General features: G+C 77.3%; 17 protein-coding genes. 2 read left to right on the plus strand and 15 right to left on the minus strand.

Annotated features, from left to right (window positions below; translation table 11 throughout):
* Positions 1-53: 53 nt before the first annotated feature.
* From guaB to MN205_RS09680, 5 genes are all read right to left on the minus strand, one after another.
* On the minus strand, positions 54-1,604 hold the full coding sequence (guaB, locus tag MN205_RS09660) for an IMP dehydrogenase (RefSeq protein ID WP_374115900.1): 1,551 nt from the start codon (positions 1,602-1,604) through the stop codon (positions 54-56).
* Positions 1,605-1,624: 20 nt separating this feature from the next.
* The gene (locus tag MN205_RS09665; RefSeq protein ID WP_242126681.1) at positions 1,625-3,340 is read right to left on the minus strand and encodes a hypothetical protein; all 1,716 of its coding nucleotides are present in this window, start codon (positions 3,338-3,340) and stop codon (positions 1,625-1,627) included.
* Complete coding sequence (gene shbA / locus MN205_RS09670) at positions 3,337-4,167, minus strand: RNA polymerase sigma factor ShbA (protein ID WP_242126683.1); 831 nt, start codon at positions 4,165-4,167, stop codon at positions 3,337-3,339. Before shbA ends, MN205_RS09665 begins: the two co-directional genes overlap by 4 nt.
* A 4-nt stretch (positions 4,168-4,171) precedes the next feature.
* Positions 4,172-4,783 (minus strand): response regulator transcription factor, encoded by a 612-nt coding sequence (locus MN205_RS09675; protein ID WP_242126685.1) that lies wholly within the window; start codon positions 4,781-4,783, stop codon positions 4,172-4,174.
* Positions 4,784-4,954: 171 nt separating this feature from the next.
* The gene (locus MN205_RS09680) at positions 4,955-5,983 is read right to left on the minus strand and encodes a MerR family transcriptional regulator (protein ID WP_255818815.1); all 1,029 of its coding nucleotides are present in this window, start codon (positions 5,981-5,983) and stop codon (positions 4,955-4,957) included.
* A gap of 401 nt (positions 5,984-6,384) precedes the next feature.
* On the opposite strand from MN205_RS09680, the gene MN205_RS09685 reads away from it, so the two are divergent.
* Positions 6,385-6,687 (plus strand): WhiB family transcriptional regulator, encoded by a 303-nt coding sequence (locus tag MN205_RS09685; protein ID WP_242126689.1) that lies wholly within the window; start codon positions 6,385-6,387, stop codon positions 6,685-6,687.
* A 151-nt stretch (positions 6,688-6,838) separates the two neighbouring features.
* On the opposite strand, the gene groL is transcribed toward MN205_RS09685, so the two are convergent.
* Both groL and groES read right to left on the minus strand, forming a co-directional pair.
* A complete protein-coding gene (gene groL / locus MN205_RS09690; RefSeq protein ID WP_242126691.1) occupies positions 6,839-8,455 on the minus strand; it encodes a chaperonin GroEL in 1,617 nt (538 codons plus the stop codon).
* 95 nt (positions 8,456-8,550) lie between these two features.
* Positions 8,551-8,847 (minus strand): co-chaperone GroES, encoded by a 297-nt coding sequence (groES, locus tag MN205_RS09695; protein WP_012084928.1) that lies wholly within the window; start codon positions 8,845-8,847, stop codon positions 8,551-8,553.
* Between the two features lie 210 nt (positions 8,848-9,057).
* On the opposite strand from groES, the gene MN205_RS09700 reads away from it, so the two are divergent.
* On the plus strand, positions 9,058-10,239 hold the full coding sequence (locus MN205_RS09700) for a class I SAM-dependent methyltransferase (protein WP_242126693.1): 1,182 nt from the start codon (positions 9,058-9,060) through the stop codon (positions 10,237-10,239).
* Between the two features lie 3 nt (positions 10,240-10,242).
* Here the strand turns inward: MN205_RS09700 and rimI are convergent, their stop codons facing one another.
* The 8 genes from rimI to MN205_RS09740 form a co-directional block, all read right to left on the minus strand.
* Positions 10,243-10,695, minus strand: a complete 453-nt coding sequence (gene rimI, locus MN205_RS09705) for a ribosomal protein S18-alanine N-acetyltransferase (RefSeq protein ID WP_242126694.1) — start codon at positions 10,693-10,695, stop codon at positions 10,243-10,245.
* Positions 10,696-10,700: 5 nt separating this feature from the next.
* Positions 10,701-12,197 carry a GntP family permease gene (locus tag MN205_RS09710; RefSeq protein ID WP_242126696.1) on the minus strand — a complete coding sequence of 499 codons (1,497 nt, stop codon included), beginning with the start codon at positions 12,195-12,197 and terminating at the stop codon, positions 10,701-10,703.
* Between the two features lie 153 nt (positions 12,198-12,350).
* A complete protein-coding gene (gene tsaB / locus MN205_RS09715) occupies positions 12,351-13,028 on the minus strand; it encodes a tRNA (adenosine(37)-N6)-threonylcarbamoyltransferase complex dimerization subunit type 1 TsaB (RefSeq protein WP_242126698.1) in 678 nt (225 codons plus the stop codon).
* Between the two features lie 81 nt (positions 13,029-13,109).
* A complete protein-coding gene (gene tsaE / locus MN205_RS09720) occupies positions 13,110-13,634 on the minus strand; it encodes a tRNA (adenosine(37)-N6)-threonylcarbamoyltransferase complex ATPase subunit type 1 TsaE (RefSeq protein ID WP_242126699.1) in 525 nt (174 codons plus the stop codon).
* Positions 13,631-14,674: an alpha/beta fold hydrolase gene (locus tag MN205_RS09725; RefSeq protein WP_242126702.1), complete on the minus strand. Its 1,044-nt coding sequence runs from the start codon at positions 14,672-14,674 to the stop codon at positions 13,631-13,633. Before MN205_RS09725 ends, tsaE begins: the two co-directional genes overlap by 4 nt.
* Positions 14,671-15,822, minus strand: coding sequence for an alanine racemase (gene alr / locus MN205_RS09730; protein ID WP_255818824.1), 1,152 nt, complete (start codon positions 15,820-15,822; stop codon positions 14,671-14,673). Before alr ends, MN205_RS09725 begins: the two co-directional genes overlap by 4 nt.
* 231 nt (positions 15,823-16,053) lie before the next feature.
* Positions 16,054-17,535 (minus strand): NAD(P)H-hydrate epimerase, encoded by a 1,482-nt coding sequence (locus MN205_RS09735; protein WP_242126706.1) that lies wholly within the window; start codon positions 17,533-17,535, stop codon positions 16,054-16,056.
* A gap of 89 nt (positions 17,536-17,624) precedes the next feature.
* Positions 17,625-17,978: a holo-ACP synthase gene (locus tag MN205_RS09740; RefSeq protein WP_242126708.1), complete on the minus strand. Its 354-nt coding sequence runs from the start codon at positions 17,976-17,978 to the stop codon at positions 17,625-17,627.
* Between the last annotated feature and the right edge of the window lie 62 nt (positions 17,979-18,040).

Here is an 18,040-nt window from a genome sequence, read left to right on the forward strand (position 1 = left end):
AGCGACCGCGGGAGCAGCGCGCGGCACCCGCGGGGTCCAGGAGGCGCCGCTCCTCAGCGACCGCGGGAGTAGTTGGGCGCCTCGACCGTCATCTGGATGTCGTGCGGGTGCGACTCCTTCAGCCCCGCCGGGGTGATGCGGACGAAGCGACCCACGCGCTGCAGCTCCGGCACGGTGCGGGCGCCGGCGTAGAACATCGACTGCCGCAGGCCGCCGACCAGTTGGTGCGCGACCGCGGCCAGCGGGCCGCGGTACGGCACCTGGCCCTCCACGCCCTCGGGCACGAAGCGATCGTCGGAGGCGACGTCGTTCTGGAAGTAGCGGTCCTTGGAGAACGAGCGACCGCCCTGCCGGGTCTGCTGCGCCCCCAGCGACCCCATGCCGCGGTAGCTCTTGAACTGCTTGCCGTTGATGAAGACCAGGTCACCGGGGCTCTCGTCGCACCCGGCCAGCAGCGAGCCGAGCATCACCGTGTCCGCACCCGCCACCAGCGCCTTGGCGATGTCGCCGGAGTACGCCAGGCCGCCGTCGCCGATGAGCGGCACGCCCGCCGGGCGCGCGGCCTTCGCCGCCTCGTGGATGGCCGTCACCTGCGGCACGCCCACGCCGGAGACGACGCGGGTGGTGCAGATGGACCCGGGCCCCACGCCCACCTTGATGCCGTCCACGCCGGCGTCCACCAGCGCCTGCGCCGCGGCGCGGGTGGCGACGTTGCCGCCGACGACGTCGACGTGCGCGGCAGCGCTGTCGGCCTTCAGGCGGGAGATCATCTCCAGCACGGCGCGGGAGTGCCCGTGCGCCATGTCCACCACGAGCACGTCCACGCCCGCGTCGACGAGCTGCATGCCGCGCTTCCAGGCGTCCTCGAAGATGCCGATCGCCGCGGCCACCCGCAGCCGGCCCGAGTCGTCCTTCGTCGCCAGCGGGTACTGCTCGTTCTTGACGTAGTCCTTCACCGTGATGAGGCCGGTGAGGCGGTTCCGCTCGTCGACGATCGGCAGCTTCTCGATCTTGTGCTTGCGCAGCAGCTGCTCGGCGTCGGCGGCGTTGATGCCCACCGGCGCCGTCACCAGCGGCATCGGGGTCATGACCTCGTGCACCGAGCGGGAGAAGTCGCTCTCGAAGCGCAGGTCGCGGTTGGTGACGATGCCCAGCAGGACGCCGTCGGCGTCGACCACCGGCACGCCGGAGATGCGGTACCGCCCGCACAGCTCGTCGACGTCGGCCAGGGTCGCGTCCGGCGACGTCGTCACCGGACGCGTCACCATGCCCGACTCGGAGCGCTTGACGATGTCGACCTGGTCGGCCTGCTCGTCGGCGGACAGGTTGCGGTGCAGCACGCCCAGGCCGCCCTGGCGGGCCATCGCGATCGCCATCCGGGCCTCGGTGACGGTGTCCATCGCCGAGCTCAGCAGCGGCACCCGCAACGTCACCCGCTTGGAGACGCGGCTGGAGGGGTCCGCCTCCGAGGGGATCACGTCGGACTCGCCCGGCAGGAGCAGGACGTCGTCGTACGTCAGGCCCACGAAGCCGAAGGGGTCGTGGCCGGGGTGGTCGGGAGCGGGGAGGGGGGTCGGGGCACCGGCGGGGGTCTGCGCGCTCACCCCTCGATGCTACGGCTCGCTCAGCCCTGCCCGGACGACTGCGCGGCCTCCCCCGGCGCAGCGGCGGGCGCGCCCGGGGCCGCCTCCTCCCCGGCGGGCCCCGGCGTCGGCCCCGCCTCGGGCGCAGGCACCGGCGCGGGCTCCGGCGACGGCACCGGGGCGGGCGACGGCACCGGCGCGGGCTCCGACGAGGGCACCGGGGCGGGCGACGGCACCGGCGCGGGCTCCGGCGACGGCAGGACCCCCGCTTCGGGCGACGGCTCCGGCGAGGGCTCCTGGGCCGGCGGCGGGTTGGCCGGGTCGCCACCGACGGGGTCGGTGGGGTCGGCGGGCGCCGTGGGAGCGGCGGGACCCGTGGCGTCCGGGGCCGGCTCGCCGCCGGCCGGGACCTGCCCGGGACCCCCGTCCGGGGACGGCGCGGCCGGCTCGCCCGTGGCCGCGTCCGGGACGGAGGGCTCCACCGGGGCGGGGGGCTCCACCGGGGCGGGGGGCTCCACCGGGGCGGGGGGCTCCGCCGGGGCGGGGGACTCCGCCGGGGCGGACGGCGCGTCCGTGCCCCCGGGACCGTCGGGGGCACCGCCGCCCGCGGGGGCGCTCGGCCCACCCGCTGGCGGCTCGGCCGGGTCCGAGGGCTGCGGGGGGATGCTCGTCGGCTCGCCCGGCACGTCCGGGGACGGCTCGGCCGGGGGCGCACCGGGCGCGGTGGGCACGCCCGTGGAGGGGGCCGGGCCGCTCGGGACCGAGGTGCTCGGGGCGCTCGGGGCGCTCGGGCCCGACGAGGGGCGCGGGGCGGGGGCGCCGCTGGGGGTGCCGGTGGGCGTGGCGGTACCGCCGGGGGCCGACGGCGTCGAGGGCACCGGCGCCGAGGGCACCGGCGCCGAGGGCGCCGACGGGGTCGATGGCGCCGACGGCGCCGACGGCGTCGCGCTCACCGGGGGCGCCATCGGCGCCACCCAGCGCGGGGAGCCCTCCACCGTGGGGGTCGAGTCGGCGACCAGGCGGGGCAGCGTCCCCGGGTTCGCGGTCGCGGTGGGCGGCGCGGCGACCGCGGGTCCCTGCGCCGCGGCCTGCTGGCGGAGCTCCTGCAGGGTGTCCTGCACCGACCGCACCAGCGGCGTGTCGCCCTCGGCGGCGCGCAGGCTCGTCAGGACGCGGCCGACGCGTTCCACGGCCTCCTCGTGCGCGCCGGAGGACGCGGCGGCGCGCGCCTGCGCCAGCTGCCGCTCCACGCGCTGCTCGACCGTGCCGCCCAGCACCTCCCAGACGCTCTCGGGGAACCAGTCGGGCTTGCCGGCGACGACCGGGCTGGCGACCTGGTCGGCGGACGAGGCCGCCGAGCCGCCGCTCGTCGCGGCCGCAGCGGCCGTGCCGCCGAGCAGGGCCAGCACCGCGCACGCCGCGGCCGTGCCCCGGCCCAGGCGCTCGAGGGTGCGGCGCCGCGCCAGCAGCACGCGCGGCCCGGCCTCGTCCGCCCCCGCGGGGGCGGTGGGCACGCCCGGGACCACGACGGGCAACGGCAGGTCCACCTGCCGCGCTCCGGCGGTCTCCGGGTCGGCGTGCTGGGCGTAGGCGTCCAGCAGGCGCGCCACGGCGTCGTCCAGGTCGCCCTCGGTGGCGCGGTGCGCCCCCAGGCGGTCCAGCAGGGCGTCGGTGGCCAGCAGGTCCGGCACCGTGGGCAGCCCCTCCGGGCCGCCGCGCAGGTGCCCGCGGTCGCCGCGGCCGGTCCCGGCGCTCACGACGTCACCCGCAGCGAGTCGTCGGCCAGCGCGGCCTTGCGCAGCTTCTGCATCGCGCGGTGCTGCGCGACGCGCACCGCTCCCGCCGTCATGTCCAGGGCGCGACCGGTCTCCTCGGCGGACATGCCCGCCCCCACGCGCAGCGTGAGGATCTCCCGCAGCTTCGGCGGCAGGGTGTCCAGGAGCCGCCCGACCGTCTCCGAGTCGAAGGCGTCCAGGGCCAGCTGCTCCGGGCCGGGCCCGGGAGCGGCGGAGTCGGGGACCTCGTCGGTGGGCACGGGGGCCCGGTAGGCGGCCCGCTGCGCGTCGGCGACCTTGTTCGCCGCGATGCGGTACACGAACGCCTCGAACGGGCGCCCGGTGTCCTTGTAGCGGGGCAGTGCCGTCAGCACGGCGATGCAGACCTCCTGTGCCGCGTCCTCGGCGGCGTGATCAGCCCCGGGCATGCGCCCGAGCCTGGCCCGGCAGTAGCGGTGGACGAGGCGGCGAACCGCTGCCAGGAGGTCGGCGACGGCGCCCTGCTCCCCCGTCAGGGCGCGCGCCGCCAGGTCCTGGAGCCCCCCGGCATCCACTCTGCTCATCGGGCGAGGGGCACTCGCCGTTACACCTGGTTCCGCACCGTCATCACCGGTGACGTCCGCGTCACCGTCGGGGTCGCGCAGCACCTCGGGGACGTCCGGGCCGGCACCGCCGTGCAGCAGGGCCGGCGTGGTGCGCACCTCGACACCGCCGGGGACGACACCGGTCGCGGAGGCAGCACCGGGACGGACGCGCCGCGCGGCGTCCACCCCGGCCGGTCCACCGGTCTCGTCGCCCCCAGGGCCCACGCGCCTACCGTACGAGACCCCAGCGGAATCCCACAGCCACCGCCTGCGCCCGGTCCGCCGCCTCGAGCTTGCGGAACAACCGCCGCGCGTGCGTCTTGACCGTGTCCTCGGACAGGAAGAGCTCCCGCCCGATCTCGGCGTTGCTGCGGCCCCGGCTCATGCCGACCAGGACCTGCCCCTCGCGCTCGGTCAGCACCGGCGCCCGGCCGGAGAGGACCGTGCGGGGGCGGCCGCCGCCGCGGCGGCGGGAGACGTCCTGCAGCGCCTGGAGCACGGCGGTCGCCAGCTCCTCCCGGGAGACGTCCTTGACGACGTAGCCGCGGGCGCCGGAGGCCACCGCGCGGGCGACGCCGTCGCCGTCCTCGGCCATCGTCGCCATGAGGACGTTCGCCTCCGGGTGCCGGGCGAGCAGGCGGCGGGCCGCCTCCACCCCGCCGATCCCCGGCATGCGCACGTCCATGATGACGAGCGAGGGCCGCTCGACGGGCCAGCGCGTCAGGGCCTCCTCACCGGAGGCGGCACCCACGACGCGGGTCACGCCCGGGACCGCGGCGACCATGCGCCGCATCGTCTCCCGGGCCAGCGGGAGGTCGTCACAGACCAGGACCGTAGCCACCACTTGCCTCTTCCCTGTACGGGTGGGACGCACCCGTCCGTGGGGCGTCGCGGCGTGCGTCGAGCGCGCCACGTCGAAGTCATCGGCACGGGAGGGCCCTCACCTGAGCGCGCCCTAACGCGTCGGCGGGGCCCGCGTCAAGCGAGGTCGGCCGGCGCACCGGGGGCCGGGTCAGCCGTGCACGGCGGCCGCGCAGCGGCGCACGGCGTCCGCGAGGGACGTGGCGCGCTCGCAGCCCTCGACCGCCTTCGGCCACCCGGGCCCGCTGAGCACGAGCAGCGGCGCCGGCCGCACGGCCAGCAGCACCGCCAGGGCGGCCACGTCCGCGGGGCCGCGCTCTCGATGGGCGTGCAGCAGCACCGCGGGGGGGCGGGCGCGGCGCACCGCTGCGGCCAGCACCCGCACCGGGACGCCGTCGCCGACCGAGCGGGCACCCGCGCCCGCCTCGGCCAGGGCGACCGCGGCGGCCAGCAGCAGCGGCCCGCGGGGCGCGGGGTCGGCGCCGGCCAGCACGACGGAGCGCTCGTCGTCGCGGGTCGGCAGCACCGCCAGGGCGCGGGCCACGGCCTCGTGCAGGGCGGCGTCGTCGGTGGCGAGCGCCGGGCCGAGGACCGCGTCCCACGCGGCGGCGGCACCGCGGTTGCGCACCTCCTCGGCGAAGCGGTCCGCCAGGCTCTGCACCGCCCAGTCCTGCAGCCCGCCGGGCGCGTGCGCCGGGGCCGCCGGCCGGCCCGCGGCCCCGCGCGGGGCGCCGGGCCCCTCGTCGTCGTCCTCGTCGTCGTCCTCGCCGCCGATCGCGCCACCGGACGCGGCGCCCGCGCCGGCGGCCGGATCGGGCAGCCCGGGGCGGGGGTCCGCCGCGGCGGGGTCCTGGCCGTCCTGCTCCGGGCCGGCCAGGGCGGCGGCGTCGGTGACGGCCGCCTCGATGACCGCGGCGGGGATCGTGGACACGCTGGCGAGGGCGAAGCCGCCGTCGGCGACGGCCGTGGTGGCGGCGATGGCGGCGGCCTCAGCGGGGGCCACGCCCTCCAGCGTGAGGCGGCGCATCACCACCAGGCGGGCGAGGTCGGTGGAGGAGTAGCGCCGGTGGGCGCCGGCGGTGTGCTCGGAGGGCCCGAGCCCGTAGCGGCGGTCCCAGGTGCGCAGGGTGGCCGGGGCGACCCCGAGCCGGCGCGCCACCGCGGCGACGGTGAGGGTCATGCGCGGGGCCGGGGGCGCGGTGGAGCCCTGGGGCGACGACGACACCCCCGGATCCTCCCGCGCCGCGGCGCGAGCCGCCACTCACCCCTCCGTCGGCCCGGCGGAGGAGGCCACGGAAGGCGGTCACAAGTTGTTCAACGTTGTTCACCGCAGGTCGGGGCGGGTGCGGGGGCTTGCCGGGGGTTCGTCCACAGGGTTGTTCACCGGCTGTGCACGTGGCGGTCAGCTGTCGGTGACTCCGCTTGAACAAGGTGACGTAGGTCACTCGAATCAGTGTTGAACAACTTGCCGGGAGGGCCTTGAACAACTTCTGACGCGGTTGTAGCGTCCTACCTCGTCAGCAAGATCCGTCGCCCCGGCGATGACCCCCGAAGACCCGCACCCTCCCCAAGGAGCGCACCATGGCTGAGATCTCCCGCCTCCCCGGTCCCGTCGCCGACATCTGGGAGTGGCAGCTCATCGGCGCCTGCCGCGACGCCGACCCCGACCTCTTCTTCCACCCCGAGGGCGAGCGCGGCCCCGCCCGCCGCAACCGCGACGCCGCCGCCCAGGCCGTGTGCGCCGGCTGCCCCGTCATCGAGGAGTGCCGCAAGCACGCCCTGAAGGTCCGCGAGCCCTACGGCGTGTGGGGCGGCCTGACCGAGGACGACCGCGAGGCCGCCTACGCCGCCGAGCGCCGCCGCGGCCTGCGCATCGCCAGCTGACGCTCCCCCGACGGGCGGGGGCCCGCCGGCGTCGGACGGCGCACCCGCGCACGGTGGTGCGGTGCGCGGCACGCCCCGACGACACGACGACGACACGACGAGAGGCCCGGTCCCCGAAGGGACCGGGCCTCTCGTCGTGCGCGGGGAGGGGTCAGTGGCCGTGGCCGTGACCGTGGCCGGCAGCCGCCGGCTCCTCCTCCTTCTTGTCCACCACGAGGGTGTCGGTGGTCAGCACCATCGACGCGATCGACGCGGCGTTGACGAGCGCGGAGCGCGTCACCTTCACCGGGTCGATGACGCCCGCGGCCAGCAGGTCCACGTACTCGCCGGTGGCGGCGTTCAGGCCGTGACCGACCTCGAGGCCGCGCACCTTCTCGACCACGACGTAGCCCTCGTGACCGGCGTTCTCGGCGATCCAGCGCAGCGGCTCGGTGGCGGCGCGGTGCACCAGCTTCACGCCGGTGGCCTCGTCGCCCTCCTTGCCCAGACCGCCCTCGAGCACCTTCACCGCGTGGGTCAGGGCGCTGCCGCCGCCGGCGACGATGCCCTCCTCGATCGCGGCGCGCGTCGCGGAGACGGCGTCCTCGATGCGGTGCTTCTTCTCCTTCAGCTCCACCTCGGTGTGCGCGCCGACCTTGATGACGACCACGCCGCCGGCCAGCTTCGCGAGGCGCTCCTGGAGCTTCTCGCGGTCCCAGTCGGAGTCGGTGCGCTCGATCTCGGCCTTGATCTGCGCGACCCGGCCCTCCACCTCGTCGGACGCGCCGGCGCCCTCGACGATCGTGGTGTCGTCCTTGGTGACGACGATGCGGCGGGCGGTGCCCAGCACGTCCAGGTCGACCTGGTCGAGCTTGAGGCCGACCTCCTCGGCGACGACCTGGGCGCCGGTGAGGACGGCGATGTCGCCCAGGATCGCCTTGCGGCGGTCGCCGAAGCCCGGGGCCTTCACCGCGACGGCGTTGAAGGTGCCGCGGATCTTGTTGACGACCAGCGTGGACAGGGCCTCGCCCTCGATGTCCTCGGCGATGATCAGCAGCGGCTTGGACGCCTGCAGGACCTTCTCCAGCAGCGGCAGCAGCTCGCTGACCGTGGAGATCTTGCCCTGGTGCACGAGGACGTACGCGTCCTCCAGCACCGCCTCCTGGCGCTCGGCGTCGGTGACGAAGTAGGGCGAGATGTAGCCCTTGTCGAACTGCATGCCCTCGGTGAAGTCCAGCTCCAGCGCGGTCGTGGAGGACTCCTCGACCGTGATGACGCCGTCCTTGCCGACCTTGTCGAACGCGTCGGCGAGCAGCTCGCCGACGGCCGGGTCCTGCGCGGAGATGGTGGCGACGTGGGCGATGTCGCCCTTGCCGTCGACGTCGCGGGCGAGCTTGAGCAGCTCGTCGCCCACGGCCTCCACGGCCGCGTCGATGCCGCGCTTGAGGCCCGAGGGGGCCGCGCCGGCCGCGACGTTGCGCAGGCCCTCGTGGACCATGGCCTGGGCCAGGACGGTCGCGGTGGTGGTGCCGTCACCGGCGACGTCGTTGGTCTTGGTGGCGACCTCCTTGGCGAGCTGCGCGCCGAGGTTCTCGAACGGGTCGTCGAGCTCGACCTCGCGGGCGATGGTGACGCCGTCGTTCGTGATCGTCGGCGCACCCCACTTCTTGTCGATGACGACGTTGCGGCCGCGCGGGCCGAGGGTCACCTTGACGGCGTTGGCGAGGGCGTCGACACCGCGCTCCAGGGAGCGGCGGGCGTCCTCGTCGAACGAGAGCTGCTTGGCCATGTGCGTGTTCCTTCCAGATCTTCGAGCGTCAACGGGAGACGCCCCGGGTGCGCCCGGTGTCTCGGGCGCCCGGGGCGTCGTGGTCCGTCAGCCGCTTACTTGGCGACCTTGGCGAGGACGTCGCGCGCCGAGAGGATCAGCAGCTCGTCGCCGCCGTACTTGACCTCGGTGCCGCCGTACTTGGAGTAGATGACCTTGTCGCCGACGGCGACGTCGACGGGCACGCGGTTGCCGTTGTCGTCCACGCGCCCCGGGCCCACGGCCAGGACCTCGCCCTCCTGGGGCTTCTCCTTGGCGGTGTCCGGGATGACCAGACCGGAAGCGGTCGTCTGCTCCGCGTCGAGCGGCTTGACGACGATGCGGTCCTCGAGCGGAGTGATGGAGACCGACACTGAGCGGCCCTCCCCTTCTGCGTACTCGGTACGGATCTGGCGTACTGGTGGGTCGGCTGCGAGGGTGGTGCGCGCCCGTCGTCGCGGGTGCCGGGCGGCCCGTCTCGCGTCTGGCACTCCCGCGGGAGGAGTGCCACCGACGCTGCGTCAGAAGTTAGCACTCCCGACCCGCGAGTGCCAGGCGTGTCCCCCGGCTGGCACGCTCCCGGGGTGGACCCCGCCGACGTCGCCGCGCTCACCTCCCCCGCCGGGCGCGCGCTGCTGGACGTGCTCGCCGCCGCCGGCCCGGCCGACCCGCTCGCCCTGGGGCAGCGGCTGCGCCGCGAGGGCCACGAGCCCGCCCTCGTCGCCCTGGCGATGACGCAGGCGCGACTGCGCGAGCGCGCCGCCGCCAAGCTCGGCCCGCGCGCGGCCGGGCTGCTGCTGACCGCCGCCGGGGTGGAGCAGGCCACCCGCGCCGTCGTCGCCGCCGAGCACGCCCGGCGCTTCACCACCACCGGGGTGCGCCGGGTGGCCGACCTCGGCTGCGGCATCGGCGCCGACGCCCTCGCGTTCACCGACGCCGGCCTGGACGTCCTCGCCGTCGACGCCGACCCCGGCACCGCGGCGGCCGCCGCCGCCAACCTCGCCGGGCGCGGCGAGGTCCGCTGCGCCGACGTCACCGCCGGCGTCGTCGACGAGCTGGGTCCCGGCGACGGCGCCTGGTTCGACCCCGCCCGCCGCACCGCCGGCGGCCGGCGCCTCCTCGACCCGGAGGCGACCTCCCCGCCGCTGTCCTTCGTGCTCGCCACCGCCGCGCGGGTGCCCGCCACCGGCGCCAAGCTCGCCCCCGGCCTGCCGCACGAGCTGGTGCCCGCCGGCGCGGAGGCGCAGTGGACGTCCGTGGACGGCGACGTGGTGGAGGCGGCGCTGTGGTGCGGGCCGCTGGCCCGGCCGGGCGTGCGCCGCAGCGCCCTGGTGGTGCGCGGCGGGGAGCGTTCCGAGCTGGACGACGCGGACAACCCCGTCCCCGCCGTCGGCGCCGTGGGCACCCACCTGCACGAGCCGGACGGCGCCGTCGTCCGCGCCGGCCTCGTCGGTGCCGCCGCGCGGCTGCTCGGCGGCCGTCTGGTGGACGAGACCATCGCCTACGTCACCACCGACGGCCCGGCCGCCTCGCCGTTCGCCCGCTCCTACGCCGTGCTCGACGTGCTGCCGTTCGGGCTGAAGCCGCTGCGCCGGTACCTGCGCGAGCGCGACGTCGGCCCGCTGACGGTGAAGAAGCGCGGCACCGCCGTGGACCCGGACGTCCTGCGCCGCCAGCTCGCCCTGAAGGGCTCGACGCCGGCCACGGTGGTGCTGACGCGGGTGGCCGGCAGGCAGTCGGTGCTCGTCGTGGAACCGGTGGGCTGAGGTTCACACCCGCGTGCGCATCACCAGGGCGTCGACGCCGCCGGGCTGGTAGTAGCGCGCCCGGCGGGCGATCTGCTCGAACCCCTCGCTGCGGTACAGCGCCTGCGCGGGCTCGTTGTCGGCACGCACCTCCAGCAGCACGTGCGTGGCGCCGCCCGCACGGGCCGCCGCCAGCAGCTCGTGCAGCAGCGCCCGGCCCAGCCCGCGACCCTGCGCGGCGCGGGCCACGCCGACGGTCTGCACGTCGGCGTCGGCGCCGGAGACCACGAGCCCGGCGTAGCCGACCACCTCCTCGCCCTCCAGCGCGACGAGGTAGGTGCGGCCCGGGGCCGCCAGCTCGCCCCAGAACGTCTCCACCGACCACGCGGTGGGACCGAACAGGTCGGCCTCCAGGCGCTGCGCGTCGGCCACGTGCCACCAGCGCATCGGCGCGAGGAGCGCTCCCGGGGCGAGCACGGCCGTCACAGGAGCACGTACCCCAGCCACGCCAGCGCGAAGCCGACGACGCCGATGATCGTCTCCATCACGGTCCAGGTGCGCAGCGTCGTGGGCACGTCCATGCCGAGGAAGCGCCCCACCAGCCAGAAGCCGGAGTCGTTGACGTGGCTCAGGGCCGTCGCGCCGGCGGCGATGGCGATGACGACGAAGCACAGGTCGAGCGACGACAGGCCCGCGCCCTGCACGGCCGGGGCGATGAGCCCGGCCGTCGTCGTCAGCGCCACCGTGGCCGAGCCCTGCGCCACGCGCAGACCGAGGGAGATGATGAACGCGGCCAGGATGATCGGCAGGCCGGCGGCCTCCAGGGTGTCGGCCAGCGCGCCGCCGATGCCGCTGGTGCGCAGCACGTAGCCGAACATGCCGCCGGCGCCGGTGATGAGGATGATCGCGCAGACCGGGCCGAGCGCGCCGTTGGCGAGGTCCTCCACGGAGCCCTTGTCGAAGCGGCCGCGACCCAGGACGACCATCGCCACCAGCACCGCGATGAGCAGCGCGATGGGCGTCTGCCCGATCAGGCGCAGCGTCTGCACCCAGCCGGCGTCGCCGTCGACGCTGCCCGCCGTGGCCAGCGTGTTCAGGCCGGTGTTCAGGAAGATCAGCACCAGCGGGAGCAGGAGCAGGAGCAGGACGGTGCCGAACGACGGCGGCGGGCCGGGCAGGCCCTCGTTCCCGCCGCCCGCGGGCTCGTCGTCGCGGCCGTCGCCGACCGCCCCCGCCGCGCTGCCGCTGCCCGCACCGGTGGAGGACTCGCGGTTGGTGCCGTGGTCCCCGCCGGCCTTCGCCGCGTGCCCGGCCCACTCCGCCGGCAGCGGCACGTCCGTGCGCTTCGCCGCCCACAGGCCGAACAGGTAGCTGGAGACGAACCACGTGGGCACCGCCACCACGAAGCCGACGATGATGAGCAGGCCGATGTCGGCGTTCAGCCCCAGCAGCTCGGCCGCGGCGACCGGACCCGGGTGCGGCGGCACGAACGCGTGCATGATCGCGAAGGCGCCGGCCGCGGGCAGCGCGTAGCGCAGCACCGAGCCGCCGAAGCGCCGGGCCACGGAGAAGATGATCGGCAGGAAGACGACGAAACCGGCGTCGAAGAAGATCGGGAAGCCGAAGAGCAGCGAGGCGACGCCCAGGGCCAGCGGGGCGCGCTTCTCCCCGAAGCGGGCGATCAGGGTGTCGGCGAGCACCTGCGCGCCCCCGGTCACCTCCAGCAGGCGCCCGATGATGACGCCGAAGCCGACGAGCAGCGCCACGCTGGCGAGCGTGCCGCCGAAGCCGGTGCTGAGGGTGTCGACGATGTCGCCGGTGGGGATCCCCGTCGCCACGGCCGTCAGCACGCTGACGAGCACGAGCGCGGGGAAGGCGTGCAGCTTGAACTTGATGATGAGCAGCAGGAGCACTGCCACGGCACCCGCTGCGATGAGCAGCAGGGTGGCGGTGCCGTAGGCGGGTTCGACGGCGTCCATGGGGCCTCCGGGAACGGGGACGGCGCTGTCCTTGGGGCGGTGCCGGATCGGGCGGACCGCCGACGGGTCGCGGCGGCGATCACACCCTCCCACTCCCTCGGGCGGTGTCAACCGCTGTCGATCACCGGCGCGCCGGCCGGACCGCGCACCCGCTCACGCGGTGACGCGCTTGCGGGCGCCGGGCTCGACCGCGTCCGGCCGCCGCAGGTACAGCGGCTCCGCCGGCAGCAGCCCCGGCCCGCCGCGACCGTCGAGCGCGTCCACGGCCACCTGCGCGAGGAACCCCGCGTCGACGTCGGCCAGCGGGCCGGCCGGTCCCAGCGCCTCCGGGTACAGGGCGGCACCGCGCCCCACCACGGTCAGCCCGTCGCGCTGCACCGCCGAGGGCGCCACCACGTCCGGGCCGCCCAGGCGCACCGGGCGGCCGCCCTCGACGCGGTAGCGCGCCGTGTGCACCTCGCGGCGGCGCGCGTCGGTGGCGACGAGGAACTCCCCCTCCGCGGGCACCGCGCCCTGCGCGACCGCCTGCGCGGCCAGCGCGTCCAGCGCGCACACCCCGTGCAGCGCCGCGCCCCACGCCAGCGCCAGGGTGCGGGCGGTGACCAGCCCCACCCGTAGGCCGGTGAACGGGCCCGGCCCCACGCCCACCGCGACGTCGGTGACCTCGCCGCGCTCGCGACCGGCGGCGGCGAGCGCCTCGGCGATGGTGGGGACGAGGACCTCGTTGTGGTGGCGGGCGTCGCCGGCACGGCGCGCGTCCAGCACGCGGGTGCCGTCGTGCAGCGCCACGGCGACCCCGTCGGTGGCGGTGTCCAGGGCGAGCAGCAGCACGCCGCGCAGCTTAGGGCGTGGCCCCCGGGCTCCCCGACCCGCGAGGCCGGTCGCCGGCAGGACGCTGCCCTCGGGGGCCGCTCACGCGCCGGCGCCCAGCGCGCCGGCCAGGTCCACACCCGCCCACCGCTCGCCGTGCGCGACCACGCGCGCGGCGCGCGGCTCCACCGGCACCTCACCGGACTCCCCCGCCGGCGCCGCGCCGTGCGGACGCTCCAGGTGCACCTCCAGGCGCTGCCCGCTCAGGTCCTCCACCAGCCCGGCGCCCCACTCCACGACGGTGACGGCCTCGTCGGCGTCCGCGTCCAGGTCCAGGTCGTCGACCTCCGCCAGGGAACCGACCCGGTAGGCGTCCACGTGCACCAGCGGCGGGCCGCCGCGCAGGGAGGGGTGCACCCGGGCGATGACGAACGTGGGGGACGTCACCGGCCCCCGCACGCCCAGCCCGTCAGCCAGCCCGCGGGTCATCGTCGTCTTGCCCGCGCCGACGTCGCCGGACAGGACCACCAGGTCCCCGGCGCGCAGCAGCGCTCCCAGGCGGCGGCCGAACTCCCCGGTGGCCTCCGCGGTGGGCAGCTCCAGCTCCAGCTCCAGCGGGGCGCTCACCGCCGCACCCGCCTCGGGCGCGAGCGGGCGGCCACCGGCAGGACGACCTCGTCGCCCCCACCGGGCCCGACGTCCCCGGCGGCGCGCGCCAGCAGCCGCTCCAGCCGGGCGGTGACCACCGCGGGGTGCTCGAGCATCACCAGGTGCCCCGCCTGCCGCACCAGCACGTGCTCGGCGCCGGGGACCGCGTCGGCGATGGTGCGCCCGTGCGCTGCGGGCGTCATGAGGTCGCGCTCGGCGGCGATCACCAGCACCGCCCGCCCGGCCAGCGCCACCAGCGCCTCGCTCTCGTCGAGGGTGCCGAACGCCGGCAGCAGGTCGGCGATGGTGCCCACCGAGGTGGCGCCCATCATGCGGGCGGCCAGCCGCTCCACCTCCGGGGACACCGGTGAGGCGAACGACCAGTGCGACACCAGGCGCTGCTCCACGTCCGCGCCCAGACGGCGGCCGCGCTCCAGGACGTCGGCGCGCTCCGCGGTGCGCTGCAGCGCCTGCTCGGCCCAGCGCACCAGGTGCCGGCCCAGCAGCGGCAGCCCGTGGTCGAACGCGGCCAGCCCGCCGGAACTGGTGGCGACCAAGCCGACGCCGCGGACGCGCTCCAGCAGGTCGGGCCGGCGCACCGCCAGCTCCATGATCGTCATGCCGCCGAGGGAGTGGCCCACGAGCGCCAGCGGGCCGGTGGGCGCCACGACGTCGAGGACCTGCCCCAGGTCGTCGGCCAGCCGCGCCACCCCCACCGGCCCGGCGGGGCCCCGGGTGGAGCGGCCGTGGCCGCGGTGCTCGGGCAGCACGAGGCGGTACCGGCCGCGCAGCGCCAGGCGCTGGAAGTGCCAGGCGTCGGCCGACAGCCCGTAGCCGTGGCACAGCACGACGGTCGGTGCGCCGGGGACCACCTGCGCGGGGTCGGCGGGGTCGACCTCCACGTGCAGGCACGCGCCGTCGTCGGTCTGCACCTCGACCGGTTCCCCGGCCAGCGGCTGCACCTCCTCGCGGGCGACCGCGACGCGCCGCCGCGGGCGCAGCACCCCGGCGACCCTCACGCCGTGCCCCCGGTCCAGCGGCGCGGCACCCGCGGGCCGATGCGCGTGACGACCTCGTACGCGATGGTGCCGGCGGCCTCTGCCCAGTCCTGCGCCGTGGGCTCGGCCGGCCGGCCGGCGGCCTCGCCCGCGCCGAAGAGCACCACCGGCTCCCCCGGCGCCGGTTCCTCGCCGCCGAGGTCGACGACCACCTGGTCCATGCACACCCGCCCCAGCACCGGCCGGCGCCGCCCGGCCACGAGCACCGACCCGCCGCCGCCGGGGCGGGAGGAGGCGTGCCGCGGCAGCCCGTCGCCGTACCCGACGGGCACCAGGCCCAGCGTGGTGGCGCGGGGCGTGCGGTGGGTGAGGCCGTAGGAGACGCCCGCACCGGCCGGCACCGGGCGCACGTGGGCGAGCCGCGCCGTCAACGTCATCGCCGGCACCAGCCCCAGCCGCGCCGACGAGGCCACGTGCGGTGCCGGGCTGATCCCGTACAGCGCGATGCCGCAGCGGGCCAGGTCGAAGCGGGCGCGCGGGTCGAACAGCGCCGCCGGGGAGTTCGCGTGGTGCAGCAGCCCGGGGTCGACCCCGCGGGCGCGGGCGGTGGCGACCGCGGCGGTGAAGGCGTCGAGCTGCGCGTCCACGGAGGGGTCGCCGGGGGCGTCGGCGGAGGCGAAGTGCGCCCACGTGCCGCGCACCCGCACCGAACCCTCCGCGACGTGCTGCGCGACGGCGTCCAGCAGGTCCACCCACCGCTCCGGGGAGGCGCCGCCGCGGGACATGCCGGTGTCGAGCTCCAGGTGGACGCCGGCGGTGCGCCCGGTGGCGCGCGCGGCGGCCACCACCTCCGCCAGCGCCCAGGGAGCGGCCACCGACAGGTCCACGTCCGCGGCCACGGCCGCGCCCAGGTCCAGCCCGGGGGTGAGCAGCCACGCCAGCACCGGCGCCGCGATCCCGGCCCCGCGCAGCGCGAGCGCCTCGTGCACGTGCGCCACGCCCAGCCAGCTCGCCCCGCCGGCCAGCGCTGCGCGCGCGGCGGGCACGGCGCCGTGCCCGTACCCGTCGGCCTTGACCACGGCCATGAGCTGCGCGGACCCGAGCCGCTCGCGCAGAGCGGCCGCGTTGCCGGTGATCGCGTCCAGGTCGACGACGGCCTCGGCCGGCAGCCCCGGCGACGGCTCGGGCGGGGTGCGGCGAGCGGGTGCGGCGGCCGGGTCCACGGCCTCGTCCACGGGTGAGCCCACGCTCCGACGGTACCCGGCGGCCCCGACCTCCCCTCCCCCACCACGGCGGCGCCGTGTCGCTGCCCGGCACGGCGCCCCAGACCCGCGAGCGGTGGGGGCCCGGTGGTGCGGCAGGCGGCGTCCGGCACCCACCGCGCCCCACCGACGGGGCGCCTACCAGCCGGGCAGCGACGTCAGGGCCGCCGGCAACGCCTCGGCGACGTCCAGCGCGCTCATCGGCCCGCCGGCGCTGGCGAGGGCGGCGGCCCAGCCGTGCAGCACGGCCGCGTCGGCGGCGACCTCGGCGGCGAGCGCCGGGTCCCGCGCGAGCTCGGCGGCGCGGGAGGCGAGGGCGGCGCCGAGGACGCCGGCGAGCACGTCCCCCGCCCCGGCGGTGGACAGCCAGGCGGGGGCGGACGCGGCGGTGAGGACGCGCCCGTCGGGGCCGGCGACGGTGGTGACGGAGCCCTTCAGCAGGACGGTGGCGCCGGTGGCGCGGGCGGCGCGGCGGGCGTGCGGCAGCGGGTCGGCCTCCACGGCGGTGCGGGGCACGTCCTCGCCGAGGACGCCGAGCAGGCGGGACAGCTCGCCCGCGTGCGGGGTGAGGACGTGCTGCGGGCCCAGGCCCTCGGGCAACCCGGCCAGCGCGCCGGCGTCCACGACGGCCGGCTCCCCGGAGGCGAGCGCCTCGCGCACCCGCTGCTGCTGCTCGTCGTCGTCGGGGGACACGCCCGGCCCCAGCACCCACGCCTGCACCCGGCCGGGGCCGACGACGACCTCGGGACGGTGGTGGCGCACCAGCTCGGCGGGGTGCTCGGGGCCCAGGTAGCGCACCATGCCGGCGCCGGCGCGCACGGCGGCGTCGACCGCCAGCAGGGCGGCACCGGTGTAGTCGGGGCCGCCGGCGACGACGCCGACGACACCGCGGGAGTACTTGTCGTCGCCGGGGCCGGGGCGGCGCCAGCGGGCGGCGACGTCGGCGGGCTCGACGCGGCGCACCGCGGGGGCGGGCAGCTGCTCGCGCACGCCGATGTCGGCGACGACGACGCGCCCGCAGCGGGCGGCGGCGGGGGCCAGCAGGTGGGCCGGCTTGGCGGTGCCGAAGGTGACGGTGACGTCGGCGTGCAGCACCCCGCCCTCGACGGCGCCGCGGTCGGCGTCCAGGCCGCTGGGCAGGTCGACGGCGACGACGACGGGGCCGTCCTCGCCGGCGCCGGCCAGGGCCGCGGGCAGCTCGTCGAGGGGGGCGCGCAGGCCGCCGCGCCCGCCGATGCCGGCGACGCCGTCGAGGAGGAGGTCGGCGGCGCGGCAGGCGGCGGGGCCCTCGTCGTCGAAGGGGCGCACGCGCGCGCCGGCGGCCACGGCGGTAGCCAGGCCCTCGGGGTGGGCGGTGCCGGCGGTGGTGAGGACGAGGACGCCGGCGCCGCGGCCGGCGAGGCGCGCGGCGGCGAACAGGGCGTCGCCGCCGTTGTCGCCGGCGCCGGCGAGGACGACGACGCGGCGGCCGGTGACGCGGCCGGTGGTGGCGCGCAGCACGGCGGCGCACTCGGCGTCGAGGGCGGTGGCGGCGCGCTGCATGAGGGTGCCCTCGGGGGCGGTGGCCATCACGGTGCGTTCAGCGGCGCGGACGTCGGCGGTGGCGTGCGCTTCGATCACGCTCCGACCCTGGCACCGACGGGCCCCGGGCGCTCGCCGGCGGCTCCCCGGACGGCTCAGCGCGGTTTCAGCCGTGCGTCAGCGGAGCGTCACGCGCCCTCGGCGACGACCATGGCGGTGGCGATGCCGGCGTCGTGGGACAGGGACAGGTGGAAGCGCTGCACCCCGGCCTCGCGGGCGATGCGCTCGGCGCTGCCGCGCACGACGATCTCGGGGCGGTGGCCGTCCTCGCGCTCGACGACGACGTCGCGCCACACCAGGCCCACGGGAGCGCCGAGCGACTTGGCGACGGCCTCCTTGGCGGCGAAGCGCGCGGCGAGGGACTCGGCGGGCAGGCCGCGCTCGCCGTCGCCGAACAGCCGGTCCAGCAGCCGCGGCGTTCGCTGGAGCTGCCGCACGAACCGCGCGATGTCGACCACGTCGATGCCCACTCCGACGATCATCCTCAGCCCCCTCCGCAGGCGGACACGGTCCCACGCGGGGTCCGCGCCACCCGCGGCGGGGT

The sequence above is a fragment of the Kineococcus sp. TRM81007 genome, from assembly GCF_022669155.1.
GTDB lineage: Bacteria > Actinomycetota > Actinomycetes > Actinomycetales > Kineococcaceae > Kineococcus.

Bases quoted from the DNA above. Each gene is read 5' to 3' on its own strand.
- groL (WP_242126691.1), bottom strand. From the start codon at position 8,455: ATGGCCAAGCAGCTCTCGTTCGACGAGGACGCCCGCCGCTCCCTGGAG.
- MN205_RS09710 (WP_242126696.1), bottom strand. From the start codon at position 12,197: ATGGACGCCGTCGAACCCGCCTACGGCACCGCCACCCTGCTGCTCATC.
- MN205_RS09740 (WP_242126708.1), bottom strand. From the start codon at position 17,978: ATGATCGTCGGAGTGGGCATCGACGTGGTCGACATCGCGCGGTTCGTG.
- MN205_RS09680 (WP_255818815.1), bottom strand. From the start codon at position 5,983: ATGACCCTCACCGTCGCCGCGGTGGCGCGCCGGCTCGGGGTCGCCCCG.
- MN205_RS09685 (WP_242126689.1), top strand. From the start codon at position 6,385: ATGGCTGAGATCTCCCGCCTCCCCGGTCCCGTCGCCGACATCTGGGAG.